Annotated in this window: 14 protein-coding genes; 13 read left to right on the plus strand and 1 reads right to left on the minus strand. The window is 41.9% G+C overall.

Annotated elements, in window-relative coordinates:
* Nucleotides 1–225: 225 nt before the first annotated feature.
* The 13 genes from Ga0466249_RS15310 (at nt 226) to Ga0466249_RS15370 (ending at nt 20,848) form a co-directional block, all read left to right on the plus strand.
* Nucleotides 226–2,235, plus strand: coding sequence for a molybdopterin-dependent oxidoreductase (locus tag Ga0466249_RS15310; RefSeq protein ID WP_215830350.1), 2,010 nt, complete (start codon nt 226–228; stop codon nt 2,233–2,235).
* Nucleotides 2,232–3,494 carry a hexokinase family protein gene (locus Ga0466249_RS15315; protein ID WP_215830351.1) on the plus strand — a complete coding sequence of 421 codons (1,263 nt, stop codon included), beginning with the start codon at nt 2,232–2,234 and terminating at the stop codon, nt 3,492–3,494. Before Ga0466249_RS15310 ends, Ga0466249_RS15315 begins: the two co-directional genes overlap by 4 nt.
* A 31-nt stretch (nt 3,495–3,525) precedes the next feature.
* The gene (locus Ga0466249_RS15320; protein ID WP_215830352.1) at nt 3,526–4,581 is read left to right on the plus strand and encodes a CYTH domain-containing protein; all 1,056 of its coding nucleotides are present in this window, start codon (nt 3,526–3,528) and stop codon (nt 4,579–4,581) included.
* Nucleotides 4,533–5,657, plus strand: a complete 1,125-nt coding sequence (locus tag Ga0466249_RS15325; RefSeq protein WP_215830353.1) for a M48 family metallopeptidase — start codon at nt 4,533–4,535, stop codon at nt 5,655–5,657. Before Ga0466249_RS15320 ends, Ga0466249_RS15325 begins: the two co-directional genes overlap by 49 nt.
* A gap of 100 nt (nt 5,658–5,757) precedes the next feature.
* A complete protein-coding gene (glgB, locus tag Ga0466249_RS15330) occupies nt 5,758–7,689 on the plus strand; it encodes a 1,4-alpha-glucan branching protein GlgB (protein WP_246588776.1) in 1,932 nt (643 codons plus the stop codon).
* Between the two features lie 26 nt (nt 7,690–7,715).
* Complete coding sequence (locus Ga0466249_RS15335) at nt 7,716–8,900, plus strand: glucose-1-phosphate adenylyltransferase (RefSeq protein ID WP_246588777.1); 1,185 nt, start codon at nt 7,716–7,718, stop codon at nt 8,898–8,900.
* Between the two features lie 30 nt (nt 8,901–8,930).
* A complete protein-coding gene (gene glgD / locus Ga0466249_RS15340; protein WP_215830354.1) occupies nt 8,931–10,040 on the plus strand; it encodes a glucose-1-phosphate adenylyltransferase subunit GlgD in 1,110 nt (369 codons plus the stop codon).
* Entirely contained in the window at nt 10,041–11,474 is a 1,434-nt protein-coding gene (gene glgA / locus Ga0466249_RS15345) for a glycogen synthase GlgA (RefSeq protein ID WP_215830355.1), read from the plus strand. It begins immediately after the preceding gene.
* A 13-nt stretch (nt 11,475–11,487) separates the two neighbouring features.
* A complete protein-coding gene (locus Ga0466249_RS15350) occupies nt 11,488–13,911 on the plus strand; it encodes a glycogen/starch/alpha-glucan phosphorylase (RefSeq protein WP_215830356.1) in 2,424 nt (807 codons plus the stop codon).
* Between the two features lie 16 nt (nt 13,912–13,927).
* Complete coding sequence (malQ, locus tag Ga0466249_RS15355; protein ID WP_215830357.1) at nt 13,928–17,311, plus strand: 4-alpha-glucanotransferase; 3,384 nt, start codon at nt 13,928–13,930, stop codon at nt 17,309–17,311.
* 129 nt (nt 17,312–17,440) lie between these two features.
* The gene (locus tag Ga0466249_RS15360) at nt 17,441–17,869 is read left to right on the plus strand and encodes an RrF2 family transcriptional regulator (protein ID WP_215830358.1); all 429 of its coding nucleotides are present in this window, start codon (nt 17,441–17,443) and stop codon (nt 17,867–17,869) included.
* 377 nt (nt 17,870–18,246) lie between these two features.
* Entirely contained in the window at nt 18,247–18,954 is a 708-nt protein-coding gene (locus Ga0466249_RS15365) for a DUF2225 domain-containing protein (protein WP_215830359.1), read from the plus strand.
* Nucleotides 18,955–19,033: 79 nt separating this feature from the next.
* On the plus strand, nt 19,034–20,848 hold the full coding sequence (locus tag Ga0466249_RS15370) for a hypothetical protein (protein WP_215830360.1): 1,815 nt from the start codon (nt 19,034–19,036) through the stop codon (nt 20,846–20,848).
* A gap of 67 nt (nt 20,849–20,915) precedes the next feature.
* On the opposite strand, the gene Ga0466249_RS15375 is transcribed toward Ga0466249_RS15370, so the two are convergent.
* The gene (locus Ga0466249_RS15375; protein ID WP_215830361.1) at nt 20,916–21,581 is read right to left on the minus strand and encodes a 3-oxoacid CoA-transferase subunit B; all 666 of its coding nucleotides are present in this window, start codon (nt 21,579–21,581) and stop codon (nt 20,916–20,918) included.
* Between the last annotated feature and the right edge of the window lie 8 nt (nt 21,582–21,589).

Here is a 21,589-nt window from a genome sequence, read left to right on the forward strand (position 1 = left end):
AAAGTACTTGGTTGGAAACGGCCTGGGAGGATAGGGAGTTGCTGATTTAATAAAAAGACCACTTCGTAATGAAGTGGTCTTTTTGCTGTGTTCAGGCTATCTAGAGTTTTTATATTCGGCAGGAAATAGAGGAGTTTTGTGGAACAAATTATAAATGAAAAATTACGGTAATATTAACCAGTAAAACGGTGTTTATTGGTTCTTCTTATAGAAGGGGTGATTGTGATGGGGCAAGTAATCAAACGATCTGTATGTCCTTATGATTGTCCAGATACCTGCGGCTTATTGTTAACTGTGGAAAATAATCGAGTTGTATCAGTGAAAGGGGATGATGAGCATCCTTATACACGAGGGAGACTGTGCGGGAAAATGCATTTGTATCACAAAGTCATTCATTCGCCACAGCGCTTGACTCAACCGTTACTTAGGACAGGGAAAAAAGGTTGTGGTAAATTTCGGCCCATAACCTGGGAGCAAGCGATTACTACCATTGTCTCAAATTGGAAGAAGCTGATTATTAAGGCTGGGTCTGAAGCTATTTTGCCTTATTCGTATGCTGGTACGATGGGGTTGCTACAGACAAATGCAGGTCATGCGTTTTTTCATAAACTAGGGGCATCACAGTTGGCGCGGACTATCTGTTCGCCCGCTAAGGGAGCTGGATGGGAGGCTTTGATGGGTGATACGCATGGCATGCGCCCGGAAGAAGTGGCTCACAGTGATTATGTTATTATTTGGGGGAGCAATACAATTGCCACAAATCTACACTTTATTCCAGATTTAAAAATGGCTCAAAGCCGTGGAGCTAAAATTGTGCTTATTGAAGCCTATCGTACGCCTAACGCTGCTCTTGCTGATCGAACTATTTTGGTAAAGCCCGGTACAGATGGAGCCCTTGCTTTGGGGATTATGCACATTTTAGTACGCGAGGAGCTCATTGATCAAGCCTTTATCCAAAAGTATGTACTTGGTTTTGATTTGTTTTCCGACCAAATATTGCCTGAGTATACGCCGAGTACAGTAAGTGAGATTACTGGTGTTTCCGTTGCGGTTATTGAGCAATTGGCTGCAGAGTATGGTAAGGCAAGGGCTCCCTATATTCAAGTAGGCAGTGGCATGTCACGGTATGGAAATGGTGCCATGACCATTCGTTTAATTTCTGCATTACCTGCTGTGGTAGGCGCTTGGCAGCACCTTGGCGGCGGATGTTTTAATGGTACGAGTATGAAGCGTGCCTTTAAATTATCTGAAATTACCCGCGAAGATTTCTTGCATCAGCCTACGCGTATGTTAAATATGAATCAGCTTGGCAAGGTGCTGTGCGAAGAACAGCCACCTATTTACAGTTTGTATGTTTACAATACCAATCCAGTGGCAGTCAATCCCGATCAAAACCGTGTCATCCGGGGTTTATTGCGTGAGGATTTATTTACTGTTGTTCATGAACGTTTTATGACAGATACAGCGCGTTTTGCTGACATTGTCCTTCCAGCTACGACTTCCGCTGAACATAGTGATTTTTACCGCGGCTATGGTCATAATTATTTGCAACGTGCTTTTCCTGCCATCACTCCCCTTGGTCAAAGCAAATCGAATTGGGAAGTTTTTCAGCTATTAGCGCAGGCCATGGGTTTTAATGAAACATTTTTTCAGCAAAGTGCCGATGAATTGATTGATCATGTCTTACAATTTATCAACCCACTTTGTGCGGGAATAGATGAAAATCAGTGGAAATCTGGTAAAGCATTATCAGCGGCACTTGGGGCTGGAAGTAAAATGAATTTTTTGACACCATCGGGGAAGATTGAACTTTATAATGAACGGCTGGACGAGAAATTGCCCCATTATGTAGAACCCTATCGTGGCCGTGAATCCTTGCATTTAGTTGTAGCACCGAGTGTTCAGACGCTAAATTCGACATTTACGGAGCAGAAAGAACTATCGAATAAGCGGGGAAAAATGGTTTTATTAATGAATCCTTGTGATGCTAAACAGCGCTATTTAATCACAGGACAGGCGGTTATAGCCCACAATGATCAAGGCGAGGTAGAATTTTCACTTAAGGTGACAGAAGCTGTTTTAGCAGGTACCGTTGTTGTTGAGGGAGTCTGGTCTTTAGAGCAGACTTCCGGCAATCGATCTGTGAATGCTTTGCTGTCGGACAGACTAACAGATTTGGGACAGGGGAGTACGCTGTCAGATAATTGTATTGAAGTGAGGGGGAAAAAATTATGATTAATGAGAAATTGCAGTGCTTATTCTTGTCTGGTGCACAATTAAATCGTATTGCGGCCAATTTCTTCTATCAAATGACAGCAGCTCTTGCTGGTAAAAAGAGTTCACTTAAAATTCTTTCGTCTTATTTACCTGCGGCGTCAGGAGCGGAGAAGGGACATTTCCTCGCCCTTGATTTGGGTGGAACCAATGTTCGTGTGCTTGATATTGATTTAGCTGGTAATCGTCAGTTGAAACTTAAACGGAAGCATAGCTTTCCGTTAAAAACAAAAAATATTGATTATACAGCGCATGACTGTACTGGAGAAATGTTGTTTGATTATATCGCAGATGAATTGGCGGGGTTTGTTGAACCTAAGCAGACCTATCTGCTTGGACATACTTTTTCTTTTCCTTTTTCACAGCAGCGAGCCAATGAAGCGATACTTTCAACATGGACGAAGGAATTTAAGACGCGCGATGTTGTGGGGTATGATGTTACGCGATTGCTTATTCAGGCATTAGAAAGACGCGGGCTAGTCCAGATTACGCCTACGGCTGTCATGAATGATACGGTCGCAACCTTGTTAGCTGCTTCTTATCAGCAGCCTTATGTGACAATTGGTTCTATTTGCGGCACAGGGCACAATAGTTGTTATGTTGAGACAAAGGAACAGTCAAATGTCATTATTAATCTGGAGTCCGGCAATTTTGATGGCATCCCAGGCACTGCTTGGGACAAACTTCTTGATAGTAACAGCGCGCAGCCGGGTGCGCAACTATTAGAAAAGCAAGTTTCTGGTGCTTATCTGGGGAAATTGGTTGGACTGATCTTTGATGAATTGATTAGGGTGCAAGCGCAAGGTCGCGATCATGTTTTGTCAACGCAAGGCGTTTCTTTGACTGGTGAAGATTTATCTAGAATCCTGTCAGCTGCGCAAGGTCAGGAGATTTCTAAGCAATTGTTGTCTCATGGAGTCACGCTTACTGCAGATGATTGTAGTTTATTGCAGTCGATTACCCAAGCCGTTGTAGTTCGGTCCGCACGTTTAGCGGCAGCTTCTTATAGCGGCATTTTGACTCATGTCGATCCGAATCTGGATGCCATGCATTGTATTGCTATTGATGGGTCACTTTATGAAAAAATGCCTGGTTATGCGAATGAATTGTGTCAGGCACTCTCAGAAATATACGGGGATAAGTCTAAAAACATTATACTTAAACTTGTAAAAGATGGATCAGGTATGGGGGCGGCTGTTGGTGCGGCTTTAAGTTGTTAGGAGTATGGAGGCATAGAAGGGAAGTTTAGAGATGAATAAAGATCAAGAGATTGAACTTAAACTAGCATTGCTGGATTCGAGCGATCTTGATAAAGTAACAGCGGATTTCTTTTTGTTGTCTCTTGCAGTAACAAAGTGGCAGGAAGCTCAATTAGTTTCTACCTATTATGATACAAAGCAACAAAGTTTGATGAATCATCGGATGACATTTCGCATCCGATCGACGGACCACAGGATTGAGGCGACAGTTAAGGCTGGTGGGAATAGTACAGGCGGCTTGCATGAACGTCAGGAATGGAATGTTCCGATTGAAGCAGCTGTGGCGGATGATAAAATTTTTGCTGCAACGACTGTGGGTGAATCACTGCGGGCCGTTGTCAATGGGAGTGTATTGTTGCCGCTTTTTACGACGAATTTTATCAGAAAGATATTGCTTGTGAAGTATGAAGCGAGTTTGATTGAGGTTGCTGTGGATCAAGGACAAGTCATTGTGGAAGATTTGTCGGCACCTATTTTGGAAATGGAGCTCGAGTTAAAGTCAGGCACACCATTGGATTTAATTCGTCTCGGTGCCATTCTTGCTGAGCGTTTTAAGCTGCGTTTGGAACAGAGGAGTAAATATCAGCGAGGTCTTTGCTTAGCTGGAGTTGCTTGGAAAGAAAAAATTTTACGCAGTGATGAGCCCCGTTATTTCTTGTGGGCTTATCTGGAAAAGGAGGCGCAGTTTATCCAACATCCAGGGAATAGGACAGCAAGTGATCTTTTGATTGATTTTTATGATAAACTACGGCTAAAAGTGATGAAATCAGCGGCTAGTCTCCATTTATCTACCGATTGCCTTGAGCTGATGGATGAATGGGGGCTTTTATTTCAACCTTTGCGTGAGGTTGATTTGCTTGGTACTTACTATCGTCGTCTCGTGAAGACGGGGGAGATTACTTCACAGTATCATGGCGTGTTGGTTAAGGCATATTTTAGACATCGTCGTCAGTTAAAAGTACAATTAGTAACGGCCTTGCGGCAGGGAGCGACTACTTCTTGGGTGCTGCAGTTATGGGCAGGCAGTCTAGAAAGGCAGAAAAAATGAGACATTTCAATTCACAAACAATCATAAAACTGATTAATATAGGACTCATGTTGTTTTGCCTATGGTTTATTTCACTGCCACAGTCCGTTTGGGCTATGTCGACGCAGGATGAGATTGACATGGGGCAGCGTGAGGCTGTTGAGGTAGAAAGACAGATTCCCCTTGTGAAGGATTCAGCCTTGCAAGAGCGTGTGCAAAAGATCGGTTTGCGGTTGGCTAAGGTCAGTGAAAGACCGGATCTGCCTTATACATTTAAGGTGCTTGATTCTACCGAGGTCAATGCTTTTGCTATTCCAGGCGGTTTTATCTATGTGTACAAAGGGTTGATTGACCTCATGCCTTCAGATGATGAGTTGGCAGGTGTAATTGGACATGAATTGGGCCATATTGTAAAAAGGCACGCTATTAAAGAAATGGAAAAAGGTACAGGTATGAATTTGCTCTTGGCTTTGCTTACGAAAGGGCGTGATATGCTTCTTCAGGGTGTGACGATGGAAATGCTAATGGCTCACTATAGTCGAAATGATGAACGTGAAGCTGATTATTTGGGGTTTCAGCATAGTACTCATGCTGGTTATAGTCCTTATGCCATGTTGATGGGACTAGAAAAATTGTCGAAAATTGATGCTACTTATCAATCAGATTTGTTTTCTGATCATCCAGAGGGTAAGGAACGGGTCAGACTGATGAAAAAATACTTAGCAGAGGCGCATATTCATCCTTTTGTCAAAGGCGATGAAAAGGCGGGTGTTGTATATGAAGGTAATTGGCAACTTCCTGAATTTACAGCTACTGTAGCAGGCAGTACTCCTTTATATCGGGCCTATAGTGCGGCTGGGCAGATTTATCAACTTACGCGATTAAAAAATTTGTCAGAAGAACACTTTATTGCCAGCCCTGATAATGATGGCGTGGGTATCTATTATGATGATCAGTTGTTGTTTGTTATTACTGAGGAAGATGCCACAGTGCACAATTTGTCAGTGGATGACTTCGCTAGTACTGTTATTCAGTCTTTGCAGGAATGGGTTGTGTTGCAACAATCTAAGCCTAATCAATCGTCGGCGGATATGTAAAAACTTAACAACCTTATTGTTAACAAAAAATAATGTAAAGCAGTAAATAAATTCATTATTCTGTAAAGGAATTACTTTCCATATAGGCGAATAGTATTCTTTGATAAGTACAGTTGCGAAAGAGGGTGTTCTCTTGTCTGTTCGCGGTCCTGGAAGTTTAGACATTCATTTATTTCATGAAGGGAATCATGCTCGTTGTTATGAATTTCTTGGTGCACATGTTATGGAAGTCAAGGGCAGGTGCGGTGTTCGTTTTACTCTCTGGGCACCTCATGCATGTGCAGTACGTCTTATTGGGGATTTTAATGGATGGCAAGGGCAGGATCATGGGATGAGTAAGGTTTCAGACGAGATATGGTCATTATTTATACCTGGACTAAGTGAAGGAAGCTTGTATAAATATGAGATTATCACGGCCGCAGATGAATGTGTTCAGAAGGCAGATCCTATTGCCTTTGCTTCAGAAGTTAGGCCACTTACTGCATCTCGTGTTACAACACTGACAGGATATAACTGGACGGATCAAGATTTTTTGGCTCGTAAACAGACCGGGAAACTGAGACAGCAACCGTTAAATATTTATGAAGTCCATTTAGGTTCGTGGCGTCGTCATGATGATGGTACTTTTCTCAGTTATCAGGAGCTTGCCGGGGAACTTGTACCTTATGTACGCCAGATGGGCTACACACACATTGAATTATTGCCTATTATGGAACATCCTTTGGATGATTCGTGGGGTTACCAAAGTACAGGCTATTTTGCTGTTACAAGTCGTTATGGTAGTTCGCAGGATTTCATGAAATTTGTAAATGTTTGTCATGCGGCCAATATAGGTGTGATCATGGATTGGGTACCAGGTCATTTTTGCCGGGATTCGCATGGACTGAGGCTTTTTGATGGCCAGCCGCTATTTGAATCAGGCAATAGCCAACTTGCTGACAACGAACAATGGGGAACAAGTAATTTCGATTACGGCCGTCCGGAGGTACAAAGTTTTTTAGTATCTAATGCCTTATTTTGGTTTGAAATGTACCATATTGATGGTTTGCGCGTAGATGCTGTGGCAAACATGATTTATTTAGACTATGGAAAAAAGCAGAATTGGACACCTAATAAATATGGTGGACGGGAAAATCTTGAGGCTGTGGCATTGCTCCGAAAAATCAATGAAACAGTCTATCATTATATTCAGGACCCTCTGATGATTGCGGAAGAATCAACAGCATGGCCTCTCGTTACCAAGCCAACCTATGTAGGGGGATTGGGTTTTAGCCATAAATGGAATATGGGCTGGATGAATGATATTTTAAAATACATGGAAGCTGATCCTTACTATCGTAAGTGGTTTCATCAGCATTTAACTTTTTCATTTATGTATGCTTTTTCGGAAAATTTCATATTACCTCTTTCGCATGACGAAGTAGTTCATGGCAAAAAATCTTTACTTGATAAAATGCCTGGTGATTATTGGCAAAAATTTGCTAATTTGCGCGCTTTATACGGCTATATGATGGCTCATCCTGGTAAGAAGTTGCTTTTTATGGGCGGGGAATTCGGGCAGTTTATTGAGTGGAATGATAAACAAAGTCTAGATTGGCATTTACTCGAATATGATATGCATAGAATGATGCAGTCTTTTGTAAAATCGCTGAATTACTGTTATTTAGATCAGCCAGCGTTTTGGATCAAAGATGACACTTGGCAGGGTCTGGAGTGGATTGATCATAGTGATTTTTCGCAAAGCATTATTAGCTTTATGAGAAAAACGGCTGACCCAGCAGAGCAAGTCATTGTGTTGTGTAATTTTACGCCTGTTGTTCGCCATAACTACCGTATTGGTGTTCCTTATCCAGGTAGCTATGAGGAGCTTTTTAATACGGATGAGGTAGACTTTGGCGGATCTGGACAGATAAATCCGCCGCTTACAGCACAGTTGATTCCTTGGCATGGGCAGCCTTACTCACTGGAACTTACTGTTCCACCACTTGCAACAGTATATTTTAAAGTGAAACTTCAAGAGAATGTACTTTAGCCTTTATCAGCGAAAGGAGAGTCATTATGAAGTCCAAAGAGTGTGTTGCTATGATTTTAGCAGGGGGTCAAGGGAGTCGGCTGGGGAGTCTCACGAAAAAAATTGCTAAACCGGCAGTTCCATTTGGTGGTAAGTATCGCATCATTGATTTTACTTTGAGCAATTGCCATAACTCGGGGATGGATATGGTTGGTGTATTAACGCAGTATCAGCCACTTGCTTTACATAACTATATTGGGATTGGCAGTGCCTGGGATTTAGACCGGAAAAATGGTGGAGTCTATGTATTACCGCCTTGTTTACGCGAAAGAGGTGGCGAGTGGTATAAGGGGACAGCTGATGCCATTTATCAAAACCTCAATTTTATTGATCTCGTACAAGCCGAATATGTTTTGGTTCTATCAGGGGATCACATTTATAAAATGAATTATGGACGGATGCTTGATTATCATAAAAAAATGCGAGCCGATGCGACAATTGCGGTTATTGAAGTTCCCTGGGAAGAAGCCCCACGGTTTGGCATCATGAATACGACGGAAGATGGACGAATTAATGAATTTGATGAAAAGCCGAAACATCCTAAAAATAATTTGGCATCCATGGGGGTATATATTTTTAATACGTCGCTTTTGAAAAAGTTTTTAAAAGCGGATGCAATTGATAGCAAGTCCAGCCATGACTTTGGCAAAAATGTCATTCCTAAAATGCTTAAAGAAAATTGCGGGCTTTACGCATATCAATTTTTCGGTTACTGGAAAGATGTTGGGACGGTAGATAGCTTTTGGGAAGCGAATATGGATTTGCTTAATCACGACTGTCAGCTTGACTTATATGATCCGGCTTGGCGTATTTATTCAGTCAATGCGACAAGGCCTCCTCACTATATTGCCCCAACAGCGAAGGTGAAGAGGGCACTTATTAGTGAGGGTTCTCAAATATTTGGTGAAGTCGATCACTCCGTTATATTTCCTGGCGTTATAGTTGGCGAAGGTGCTCAAGTCGTCGACTCCGTGCTGATGCCTTATGCTGCCATTGCACCAGGGGCTGTTATACATAAAGCCATTGTTTGCCGCAAAGCGGTTATCAAAGAAGGTTGTTTCGTCGGTGCGGAAAATTTATCTGATCGTGCAAGTGAAATTACAGTAATTACGGAAAACTCCGTTGTATCTAAAGATCAAAAAAACACTGCTACTAGCAAACAGGTGGGCTAGGTTTTACCATAAGCGGGAAGGGGCACTGTCATGAATAGCGTAATGGGTTTAATTAATCTAAGTGAAGATGAAAGTTTTATTACCGAAGTAACCCAAGGTCGTCCACTAGCGGCATTGCCCTTTGGTGGGCGTTATCGGCTGATTGATTTTACTCTGTCGAATATGGTGAACTCAGATATTGCAAATGTCGGAATTTTATTGCACGATAAATTTCGTGCATTAATGGATCATTTACGCTCTGGCAAGGAGTGGGATCTGGCGCGTAAGCAGGACGGATTATTTATTCTTCCGCCAGTTCAAGCGGAACAAGCTGTCCTGGGAGATTTACAAAATATTTATCAAAATCGCGATTATTTGTTGCGCAGCCGTGATCAGTATGTACTTGTTTCTGGAAGCAGTAGTATTTGCAATATTGATTATCGTAAGGCTCTGGCATTTCATGTTCAGACTGGGGCCGATGTGACCTTGATTTATAACCAAATGGCTGTTGGAGATGATGATTTTATTCATTGTACGACAGTGGCAATAGATGACTCTGATCGTATTGTAGATATGGAAGTCAATGCTGCGAAGGTAAAGACGAATAAGGTATCCATGGGGATGTATCTTTTGGACCGGGAGCTCTTAATTGATCTTGTTGATCAAGCTGTTGCCCGTGGTGAGACAGATTTTGTTAAAGGAATTTTTTTAAGAAATTTAAACAAAATTAAAATTTGTGGTTTTTGTCATTACGGCTATCTTGGTCGAATTCATTCTATAGCCAGCTATTATCGACATAATATGGCACTTCTTCGTCCCGAAGTATGGCAAGAACTATTTTTTGAAAATGGCTTGATTTATACGAAGGTGAAGGATGAGGCTCCGACGAGCTATGGCGTTTTTTCTGATGTGAGAGGTACATTGGTTGCCAATGGTTGTTTATTAGACGGCACAGTGAGTGATTCGGTCCTTTTCCGTGGTGTTAAAATTCATCATCAGGCTTGCGTTCGTGATAGTCTTATTATGCAAAACTGTGAAATTAGTGAAGGGGCTGTCTTAGAACATGTGATTTGTGATAAGGGAGTAAAGATTACTAAAGGGAAACGTTTGATTGGCGAAAAATGTTATCCTTTGGTTATAAAAAAAGGGACGGTGATTTAGGTGAAGAAAGTCTTGTTTGTCACTTCGGAAGCAGTACCTTTTGTAAAAACGGGTGGGTTGGCAGACGTGACAGGGTCACTGCCGGCCGAACTGGCTAAAAGTGGGCTGGATGTCAGAGTCATTCTGCCTAAGTATGGCGATATTCCAGGGCAATACAAGGATGAAATGGAGCAGGTGGGTCATACGACCATTCATTTAGGTTGGCGACAACAATTTCTAGGAATTGAGAGATTAGTGGATCGCGGCATTACATACTACTTCATTGATAATGAGTATTATTTTAAACGTAAAGGTATTTATAGCTTTTTTGATGATGCCGAGCGTTATGCTTATTTTTGCCGAGCCGTACTCGAAAGCATTCCCTTTCTTGATTTTGTACCAGACGTATTGCATTGTCATGATTGGCATAGCGGACTCATTAGCCTCTATTTAAAAGAGCAATATGCTCATTTACCTCTTTACAGTTCGATGAAAACGGTCTTTACCATCCATAATCTTCGTTACCAAGGGATATTTCCACCAGAAATTATGGAATTTTTAGAACTGGGACCTGAATATCTGACAAATGACAAACTTGAATTTTTCGGGAATGTAAATTATATGAAGGCAGCTTTGGTTTATTCTGATCTGCTTACTACGGTTAGTCCATCCTATGCCGCGGAAATTCAGCAAGCGCAATGCGGTGAAAAATTGGACGGGCTGCTTACGGCTCGGCAGGCCAGTTTAGTTGGCATTATCAACGGTATTGATCAGGAGAGTTATAATCCGGCTACAGATACTTCTCTTGTAGTAAATTACAGTAAAATGTCACCAAAACGCAAATTGAAAAATAAAGTAAACTTACAAGAGTTACTGGGTTTGCCTATTGACGAGAAGATTCCTGTCATTGCGATGGTTACCCGAATGGATCGTTCCAAGGGTTTGGACCTTGTAGCTCATGTATTGGATGATCTTTTAGCGCAGCAAGATATTCAGTTTATCGTGCTTGGTACAGGAAGGGAAACGTATCAAAGCATGTTCCGTATTGCTAATCATCGTTATCCGACGAAAGTATCCACGCAAATTTACTTTGATGAGCATTTATCGCGGCAAATTTATGCCGGGGCTGATTTGTTTTTAATGCCTTCCTTGTATGAGCCTTGTGGTATTGGACAATTAATTGCCATGCGGTATGGCTGTTTACCTATTGTAAGGGAAACCGGAGGGCTTAAAGATACGGTTTTGTCCTATAATGAACAAACAGGCCAGGGCAATGGTTTTAGCTTTACTGAGTATAATGCGGATGATATGCTTTATACAATTCATCGGGCCCTCCATCTTTATCAGAATAAAAAAGCGTGGTATAACTTGGTGCGTAACGCTATGAAATGTGATTATAGTTGGGAAAAATCAGCTTTAGAGTATAAGGCCATTTATGACCAACTGACGGACTAATGGAGGGAAAAGCGTGTTTACAGACAAAGAAGATTTTAAAGTACAGTTTGTTGATAAACTGAAAACACTGCAGGGAAAATCTATTGAAGAAGCCTCCAAGCTGGATAAATATCAGGCACTTAGCGCCTTGATTCGAGATGTAATTAGTAAGAAATGGGTAGATACGAATGATCGTTATAAGAAAACTGTTGAAAAACAAGTTTATTATTTTTCAGTGGAATTTTTGATTGGTCGGCTGCTTGGATCGAATTTACTGAATTTAGATGTTCAAGGAATTTGCGCGGAAGGTCTTAGCGAACTTGGGATTGATCTAAATGAGTTAGAACAGCAAGAAACTGATGCGGGATTGGGAAATGGCGGATTGGGACGGCTGGCAGCCTGCTTTTTAGATTCGCTGGCTTCACTTAATTTGCCTGGCCATGGTTGTGGCATTCGCTATAAATATGGTTTATTTGAACAAAAGATAGTCAATGGCTATCAGGTGGAAAACCCGGATAACTGGCTAAAAAATAGCTATGTCTGGGAATTTCGCAAGGCAGATAAGGCGGTTAAGGTACGTTTTAATGGAACAGTAAGGACCGATTATTCTGGTAGGGAACCAAAATTTATTCATGAAGGCTACGATACGGTGCTTGCTGTCCCTTATGACATCCCTGTTTTAGGCTATAAAAGTGATACGGTGAACACCTTAAGGTTGTGGAGTGCAGAAGTTGCTGAGGAACAGTTTAATCTAAGCTCCTTTAATAAAGGCGATTATAATCAGGGACTGGAATATCGTTATGCCGTTGAGGCTATTTCAGAAATTCTGTATCCTGAAGATTCTTATTACGGTGGCCGTGTGCTTCGATTAAAACAAGAGTATTTCTTTGTTTCTGCGGGCATTCAGAGTATTATTCGCCGGTTTAAACGTCACTATCAATCGCTGCATAATCTGACGGATCATGTAGCCGTCCATATTAATGATACGCATCCTGCTTTATGCGTTCCAGAGCTTATGCGTGTCCTGATTGATGAAGAGGGATTTGGTTGGGACGAAGCTTGGCGCATTACTTCGAATACCATTTCTTATACGAATCATACTATTATGCCGGAAGCTTTGGAAAAGTGGCCGACTGAAATATTTCAGTCTCTCCTGCCGCGACTTTTTATGATTGTGGCAGAAATTAATGAGCGCTTTTGCAAGGAATTATGGAACCACTATCCCGGCGATTGGGAAAAAATTCGTCATATGGCCATTATTGCCGATGGTTATGTTAAAATGGCTAATTTAGCTGTTGTCGGCAGCTATAGTGTGAATGGTGTAGCGAAAATTCACACAGAAATTTTGAAAAAAGAAGTGATGCGTGATTTTTATCTGCATTACCCTTACAAATTTAATAATAAGACAAATGGCATTACCCATAGACGTTGGCTACTCAAAAGTAATCCCAAGTTAGCTTCCTTGATTACGAATCAGATTGGTCCGAGCTGGATTTATCATCCGACAGACCTTAGAAATCTATGCCGCTATGCTCATGATTCGGCTTTTCAGCATCAAATTGAGGCCATAAAACGGGACAATAAGGTCAAGCTTGCTGACTATATCAAAAATAAATATCAAATTGTTGTCAATGTCAATTCTATTTTTGATGTGCAAGTCAAGCGTATTCATGCTTATAAGCGGCAGCTTCTTAATGTTCTTCACATTATGTATCTTTACAATCGCCTGCTGGATGATCCTGATTTACTCATAACGCCCCGCACTTTTATTTTTGCAGGAAAGGCTGCGCCTGGGTATTATCTAGCCAAACAAACGATTAAATTGATTAATGCCGTTGCTCAGCGCGTGAATAACGATGTTCGTATTAAGGATAAACTAAAAGTTGTTTTCCTAGAAAACTATAGCGTGTCACTCGCTGAAATTATTTTTGCCGCAGCCGATGTGAGTGAACAAATTTCGACAGCAAGCAAAGAGGCTTCAGGAACAGGAAATATGAAATTTATGATGAATGGTGCTGTGACTTGTGGGACCTTAGATGGGGCCAATATTGAAATTCGCGATGAAGTGTGTGATGCGAATATTGTTATTTTTGGTCTCACGGCAGATGAAGTGCTAAATTATTATCAGACAGGTACGTATAAATCCATTGATATTTATCATAGTGACGAAGCACTGAAAAGAGTAATTGACCAGCTTACAAATGATTTTTTAGCTGTATCGCCGGATGAATTTCAGTCTATCAGAGATGGTTTGCTTCATAATGACGAATATTTTGTGCTGAAAGACTTTGCGGCTTATCAAGCAGCTCAACAAAAAATTGAAAACTGTTTTAACGTTCCAGAAATTTGGGCAAGAATGTGTATTAATAATATCGCTTATTCTGGTAAATTTAGCAGTGACCGTACGATTAGTGAATATGCTATTGGCATTTGGAAAATTCGTCCGTTTTTGATTTAGGATCAGGAAGGTGAGTATGATGAATTCTCAGTCCTTTATGCATAACTCTCATGAACGTTCCTTTCGCAGCCCCTTTGGGGCTGTTGCTTGTCTACAGCCTGTTTACTTAAAAATAACTGTACCTGAAAATACGGATATTACTTATTGTACCTTACGTTTATGGGAAGAAAAAACAGGTGAAATACTCCTTCCCATGAAGCACTATTTGGCTGCGCAGGAAGAGGGGTTTGAAACGACGTTTGTACCCAGGCAGCTTGGGCTTGTTTGGTATTACTTTATTTTAGAGGGAGCAGGAAAGAAAATATATTATGGTAACAATCAAGCAGGCTTTGGCGGAGTTGGGCAGATTGCACAGGAGCCGCCGCCGTCTTATCAATTAACTGTGTATGAAACGGCACCCGTTCCGAAGTGGTATAAGGAGGGGTTGATGTATCAAATTTTTGTGGACCGTTTTTATCGCGGTGGCAGTAGTGAGCTAAAATTTCCAGCGGGTGCTCTGAATCATACTCATTGGGAGGATGTACCTGTTTATACCAAGGATATTCAGACAGGCGAGATGCTTGCTTATGATTTTTTTGGCGGGAATTTACAGGGGATTATGGATAAACTGCCTTATTTACAAGGACTTGGTGTCACCATTCTGTATTTGAATCCTATTTTTGAAGCTGCAAGTAACCATAAATATGATACAGGGAATTATGAGGAAATTGATGCTTCTTTTGGTACCAATGAATTGTTCCAGGAATTGTGTGGAGAAGCTAAGAAGCGGGGTATTGCCATTATTCTTGACGGCGTATTCAGTCATACAGGCAGTGATAGTATGTATTTTAATAAGGATGGTCATTATTCTTCGCTTGGGGCATATCAGTCTAAGCAGTCTCCTTATTATGCATGGTATCGTTTTGAGCAGTTTCCTGATAAATATGAGAGCTGGTGGGGCGTCGACACACTTCCTAATGTTGATGAAATGCAGCCGACTTATCGCGAATTTGTGCTCTCATCAGAAAATAGTGTCGTTCGTCAGTGGCTCAAACGAGGAGCTAAAGGCTGGCGGCTTGATGTAGTAGATGAATTACCCGCGCTCTTTGTTAAAGAATTACGGCAGGTTGTGAAAGAGACGGATTCTGAGGCTGTTATTATTGGCGAAGTATGGGAAGATGCCAGTAATAAAACGAGTTACAGCGAGCGTCGAGAATACTTGTTGGGGCAGGAACTCGATTCAACAATGAATTATCCGTTTAGGCGTATTGCCGTTGACTTTATACTTGGTAACAGTAGTGCTTATTTGACGCATTGTCAGGTGATGAGCCTTTATGAAAATTATCCGGCAGAGCATTTTTTTAGTGCCATGAACCTTATTGGCAGTCATGACGTGCCGCGGATACTATCGCTTCTCGGCGATGATAGTTACACAGGAAAAGAATCTATTGGTACGCTGGGGCGGCGCAAGTTAACGAATGCACAGCGAACTAAGGCAAAGGTTCGGCTGAAGCTTCTTGTTTTGTGGCAGATGACTTTTCCAGGCGTTCCTTGTATCTACTATGGTGATGAGGCAGGTTTGGAAGGCTATACAGATCCGCTGAATAGACGAACTTATCCATGGGGGCAGGAAGATCAGGAGCTTATGGCATGGTATCACCAGATGATAGAACTGAGGCAGCAGGATGTTTTTAAGCAAGGCGATTTTTCATCCTTTGCACTTGGCGAAGACGTTTATGCATTTATAAGGAAAAGAGGAGATCAGCAGGCTCTGGTGATTTTGAATCGCAGTGACCAGGCGGCGACTGTGACAGTGAATGCGGTTTGGTTGCAAAATCAAGGAGTTGAGGACGTTCTTTGGCACGAGCCTGTTCTTCGTGATGATAAGGGACAGTGGATTATTAGGCTGCGCCCTTGTGAAGGCAAGGTACTTATGACTGGTGAAGAGTCCCAGCATGATGACAGAACGGCTCGGCGTTCAGGGGTACTGCTTCATCCCACTTCATTGCCGTCTAAAGATCAGTTAGGGGCTATTGATGAATCTGCTTTTCAATTTATTGATTTTTTAGCTGGTGCTAAACAAAAGCTTTGGCAGATTCTCCCTCTAAATCCAGTCGGATTTGGCGAGTCCCCTTATCAGTGCTTTTCTGCTTTTGCCGGTAATCCGCTACTTATTGATTTGCAGCAGTTAACGACAGAGAAATATAAACCGTCTTTTGATGAGCAACCCGAGGAATACGAAAAAGCTCGCGCCTGGAAGGAAAAGCAGTTGCGAAGCTATTTTGCTCAGCATAAAAATTCTTGGCAGGATACTTCTTATGCGCAGTTTTGTTTAGCCCAGCAGTTTTGGCTGGCTGACTATTGTTTATTCATGGCCCTTCGCCAAAAATATGGTTCACCTTGGAGCAGTTGGCCCCCAAAAATTCGTGAACGTAACAAAGCGGCTTTAGGTAAAGCTAAGCGGGACCTCAAAGAGGAAATTGATTATCAGGCTTTTTTACAATATACGTTTTTTTCGCAGTGGAGTCAGTTACGGCAGTATGGGGCAAGCAAAAACATTTCTTTTATTGGCGATATGCCTCTTTATGTTGCCTATGATAGTGCCGATGTTTGGAGCCGGCCGGAGTTATTTGATTTAGATTCCAGTGGTTCTCCCCGAGCCGTTGCAGGTGTTCCCCCCGATTATTTTAGTTCCACAGGGCAATTGTGGGGCAATCCCCTTTATGATTGGCAGGCTCATGAGGATGAAAATTATGCCTGGTGGTGCCAACGCATTAATACATTGCTGCAATACGTCGATGAGATTCGTTTCGATCATTTCCGTGGACTTGAGGCGTATTATTCCATTCCCTTTCATGCTGCAACAGCCGTGCATGGTCAGTGGTGCCAAGGGCCAGGAATAAAGATTTTGGCAGCTTTTCTGCAGCAATGGAACCCTTTGCCGCTTATTGCCGAAGATTTAGGTGTCATAACACCTGCTGTAATAAAGTTGAAAGAAGAGTTTCAACTTCCAGGCATGCAAGTGCTGCAGTTTTCTTTTTATGATACTTCGGAAGGATGGGCGCGCTTGTCGGTGCCAAAACAGTCGTTTGTTTATACAGGTACGCACGATAATAATACAACATTAGGCTGGTATCGTGAGTCTATGCGAGGGACAAGAGAGGAGTCTTGTCTGAATCATTATTTAGGATCTATTTCAGAGCAAAATATTGCGGCGAAACTGGTAGAATTGGCATTTGCCTCTCATGGCAGGACCGCGATTGTTCCTGTGCAGGATCTGCTTGGGTTAGATGAAAAGAGTCGAATGAATACGCCAGGAACAGTAGGCGGCAACTGGCACTTTCGTCTTAATGAGGGGCAGCTTGGCCAGTCTGTTCAGTTGTGGCTGACACGGTTAACAGACAAGTACTTTCGCAGTTAGTTTACAAGGAATAAAATGTTTCCAGTAAAATCGGTTTTGGTCAGGCTGAACTATTGACAACAATTTTTTTGTGGATTATTATTATAATTGATACTTAACTGGTATAGTATTAATAGGAGGCACTCATCGATGCAGTTTAATCAAGCAACCGATTACGCATTTCGCGTTGTTTTGTACTTAGCTTATTGGCCTGAAGGAACGATTATACGAGGGTCGGAGCTTGCTTTGAAACAAAATATTCCGACACGGTTTTTACTTAAAATTATGCGGTCGCTAATGCAAGGCGGTTTAGTGAAATCTTTTCGCGGTGTGGAGGGGGGCTATGCGCTTACAAGAAAACCGAAGGAAATTTCTTTGTATGATGTCATTGAAGCAATGGAGGGCCCTATTGTTATCCAGCGTTGTTTGCATGAGCCTAATAATTGTACTAAACAATTTGGTACAGCTTGTCCGGTACATCAAACCCTAAAGACAGTGCAGGCTACCTTCATCGATCAGTTGCAAAGCATTGATTTTGCGACACTGGTCCATAGCGAAGGTGGAAAGACGGACGACTAAAAAATGAGAAGTACAAGAAAATGGCGCAATTTTGGGGAAAGCTTACGATTTATGGGGGTATTTTTTGTGCTCCTTTGGCATTTGAGGTCCTTACGGACTGTTTTGTCGAGCCTATGCTGCTACAGCCTGGGCTCGACTTTTTTTGGACAAAACGGTCAACTCGCAAATAAGGACTGTGTTTATGTGCTTGAACAGGGAAATTTGTCGAATTTGGTACACAAGAAGTACTGGTAAAATAACAGGGATGGTTTTATCAATTATATTGTCTACAAGAGACCAAAAATTTTGACAGGAATTTTTCAGTAAATGTCTAATATTATTCTCATAGTATAATTATTGAAAATAGCTGACACAAACTGAGGAAGACAGGTGGAAAAATGGTTGGTCCAACGTATGAGACCGAAAAAACATGTGTAATTTGTTCGAACTCTTTTTCAGTGACAAAGGTTCGTAGCCGTTTGACTCTGACGCATCAAGACAGTGATTTTTGCACTCATTATAAAGAGGTAAATCCGAATTATTATAGTATTTGGGTTTGTCCGCATTGTGGTTATGCTGGTTATGATGCTTATTTTGAGGAATTGCCACAGTCGGGTCGAGATAAAGTCGCTAAGTTTCTTACGAGTCGTGAAGTGAATGTTGATTTTGGGGGAACTCGAACTTGCGCTGATGCCGTTGCTACGTTTAAATTAGCACTCTTTTTTGCCTCTCTCGTTCATGTTCAAGACAGCCGTATTGCAACCATGTGTTTGCGTTTGGGTTGGCTTTATCGCGAGGCTGAGCAACAGGATGAAGAAAAGGCTGCTCTTGATAAGGCCCGGCAATATTATGAACAAGCTTTGCTCAAGGAACGGACGCCAATTGGCGGTATGAGCTTGATTACAATGGAATATTTAATTGGAGAACTTTATCGGCTTACGGGAAAAATAGATGAAGCTCTATCCTATTTGAGCAAGGTAGTCGGGGATCGCCAGGCTAAATTAGAACCACGCGTATTAGATTTAGCACGCGAAGCTTGGCATAAAGCAAGGGATCAAAAAAAGCAGCTCAAGGAAAACGTTGTGGGGGGCAGGGCCGATGCATAGTCCTAATAACTAAAGACAGTCTAGACAAGACTGTCTTGTTTTGGTGTATTTAATAGAGTTTGTGATGGAGGGAAAGACAATGTCGTTTCATGAGCTTTCAGGAAGAAAATTAGTCCTCGAACAGGCTATTTATCAGCTAAATGAACTCTTAGACGGGGCGGCTCACCCGGATGTTGCGGAAGAGCTGCAAGTGCTATTTGACAGAGAGCAGGAGCTACTATTAGAAAAAGAGCAAAAAAAATGGGAGCGACAGCAAATGTTGGGGACGATTGCCGCCTTGGATCATGAGTTAGATCAGCTGCGTAATGAACTGGGTAGGCGGAGTAATGGTAAAAAAGTGGAGCTTTTTGCGGCATTGAAAAAGCAGCGCTGGTATTTTTTTAAGAGTCGTCCGCTCTGGGTATTTGATCGTAACACAGGGCTTATTTGGCCTAATTTGGATTATGTGGAACTGTTTACTGGCAGCAAAAAGTCTGTTGCCAGCCAAATTGAACTGCATGAACTTGCCGAATGGTCAGTCCCTACTTATCAAGATTTAAAAACGGCTTGGGAAGATCGGTCTTTTCCGTTTTTTAATGAAGATTATGATGTTGTTTGTCGCAAAAAAAATAGGGAGGAAACGCGGTTTCAAACAGAAGAAGGATTTGTTATATCGAATGATTTTAGTTACAATACGGGTGATTATGCGGCTTATGCTTTGTATGTCTGCAATAAGAAATATGAAACAGATGAATTTTTGCCTAACAAGCATGATCGATTGTTCCCTGATGGTTTTGAAAGTGAGCGGCGATTATTGCAGTTCTTTATTACGGAAGATTTAGTTCCGTTTTTTGATAATGATTATATTCAGGATATTTATTATAAATTCATTAGACGTCGTGAACTTGTGAAGCAGTATGCTAAATTGTTGGAAGAACAGACGCATGAAAAGTTGCCTAATATCCATGAGATTATTAGCCATCATTATTGTAAAAAGTTTTATTCTGAAAAAGCTATAACTGTATTGGAATTTTATCGTCAGGCGCAAAGTTGGTTAACTAAGGTTTTGACGGCGTTAGAAGAGTTTGCTGAGGAAAATAGCGAGGGATTGGCACAAATTGCGCAGTTTTCGTTGCAAAAAGAGGGATCCCAAGTTGCAACCCCATCTGCCTCTGAAAGGCTAGAAAAGTTGCAAAATCTTTGTGACGTTTCGCTAACAGTTCTTCAAAACGATATCCAAGCAATGTGGCAGAAAATTGATTCGTTAGGGGAGCAACTGAATCAGGCTGCGCATTCCGTTGACAGTCTGAGTCAATTAGCGAAGCTGGAGAATCAGCAACTACCCAGCCTGCCCTTTTTAGTGGATTTTGTTTGTGAACAAGTTAAAAATCAGTTACAACCCCTTTGTTGGCTCTTAGAACATCGCGCAAGTGTTGCGGCTGTCATTAAAACACATCAATTGATGGAAAAAATGGCTTTGTTATTTTTGCCTGATGGCGCTGGTCAACAGAATCTAATGAATCAGTGCATGGAGGCAGGTCTTGCGGAAGAACTTGCTGTACAGTGGGTGCAGTTTTGGCAACAGGAACAAGAAATGATTGAGACAAAGATTTTACCTGTTCTTGATGCAGTTCAATCGGATATTATTTCTGATTCCGCGGCAGTTTTATTGTTGGAAAAGCTGGAACAGTACGCGTTGCAAGTACAGCGTTTTTATGAAACTTATCGGTTGACACTCTATCAAAAGTATCAAGCTGAAGCAGATGATCAGGCGGAGCAGCAAGAAGTACAAGAACAGCTTATGAAGTTATCCGGCCCTGTTGTTGCCGCAGTAAAAGCCTTAAGTTTTGATTTGAAAACAATGGCAGCCAAAAATTTTCTTAAACAATGGATAGAACCGTGGCTTAAAAAGTGAATATAATAAAAAAGTTGTGATTTCTTGCAGATCACAACTTTTTCTTTAGTAAAGAGTCCAGCTTTTATTAGGATAGACGATAATGGCAACAGTCGGGAGATATGGAAAATGATGCCTCTGTACAGGAGCGAATATCTTCTGGCGTATATCCTTCAGCCACTTCTTTCAGGACGAGTCCTGTCGGGATTACCTGAAAGACGGCCTTTTCTGTAATAATAACATTTACGCTGCCTTGACCTGTGAGTGGGAGTGTACAGTTTTTCAGTATTTTGGAATGGCCCTGTTTATCATTGTGCTGGAGCGTGACAACGACTTTACGGGCACCGCCGACAAGATCCATGGCGCCACCCATGCCTGGTGCATATCGTCCAGGGGCAAGAGGCCGAGCCCAATTGGCGATATTTCCATGTTGGTCGACTTCTAATGCTCCTAAAATGGTCGTATCGATGTGACCGCCCCGAATAATTGTAAAGGAAGTAATAAGATCAAACAAGGATGCACCAGGCAATAAAGTGACAGGCTGGGCGCCAGAATCAGTAAAATCCGAGTCAGCCTCATTCAGCTTAGGAGATGGTCCGAGGCGTAAGGCGCCAATTTCAGTTTGTAAAATGGTTTCAACACCAGCTGGCAAATAGTCGGCAACTGATAGGGGAATACCGAATCCTAAATTAACAACCTCGCCATCAGTGAGCTCAAGGGCGGCGCGCCGCGCCATCATTTCACGAATATTCATGGCTAGAA

Source organism: Pelorhabdus rhamnosifermentans (genome assembly GCF_018835585.1).
GTDB classification, from domain to species: Bacteria; Bacillota; Negativicutes; order UMGS1260; family UMGS1260; genus Pelorhabdus; species Pelorhabdus rhamnosifermentans.

What these genes read in the sequence shown, in the direction of transcription:
- Ga0466249_RS15320 (WP_215830352.1), top strand. Translation starts at nt 3,526, where the DNA reads ATGAATAAAGATCAAGAGATTGAACTTAAACTAGCATTGCTGGATTCG.
- Ga0466249_RS15370 (WP_215830360.1), top strand. Translation starts at nt 19,034, where the DNA reads ATGTCGTTTCATGAGCTTTCAGGAAGAAAATTAGTCCTCGAACAGGCT.
- Ga0466249_RS15375 (WP_215830361.1), bottom strand. Translation starts at nt 21,581, where the DNA reads ATGAATATTCGTGAAATGATGGCGCGGCGCGCCGCCCTTGAGCTCACT.
- Ga0466249_RS15315 (WP_215830351.1), top strand. Translation starts at nt 2,232, where the DNA reads ATGATTAATGAGAAATTGCAGTGCTTATTCTTGTCTGGTGCACAATTA.
- Ga0466249_RS15335 (WP_246588777.1), top strand. Translation starts at nt 7,716, where the DNA reads ATGAAGTCCAAAGAGTGTGTTGCTATGATTTTAGCAGGGGGTCAAGGG.
- Ga0466249_RS15365 (WP_215830359.1), top strand. Translation starts at nt 18,247, where the DNA reads ATGGTTGGTCCAACGTATGAGACCGAAAAAACATGTGTAATTTGTTCG.
- Ga0466249_RS15360 (WP_215830358.1), top strand. Translation starts at nt 17,441, where the DNA reads ATGCAGTTTAATCAAGCAACCGATTACGCATTTCGCGTTGTTTTGTAC.
- glgD (WP_215830354.1), top strand. Translation starts at nt 8,931, where the DNA reads ATGAATAGCGTAATGGGTTTAATTAATCTAAGTGAAGATGAAAGTTTT.
- malQ (WP_215830357.1), top strand. Translation starts at nt 13,928, where the DNA reads ATGATGAATTCTCAGTCCTTTATGCATAACTCTCATGAACGTTCCTTT.
- Ga0466249_RS15310 (WP_215830350.1), top strand. Translation starts at nt 226, where the DNA reads ATGGGGCAAGTAATCAAACGATCTGTATGTCCTTATGATTGTCCAGAT.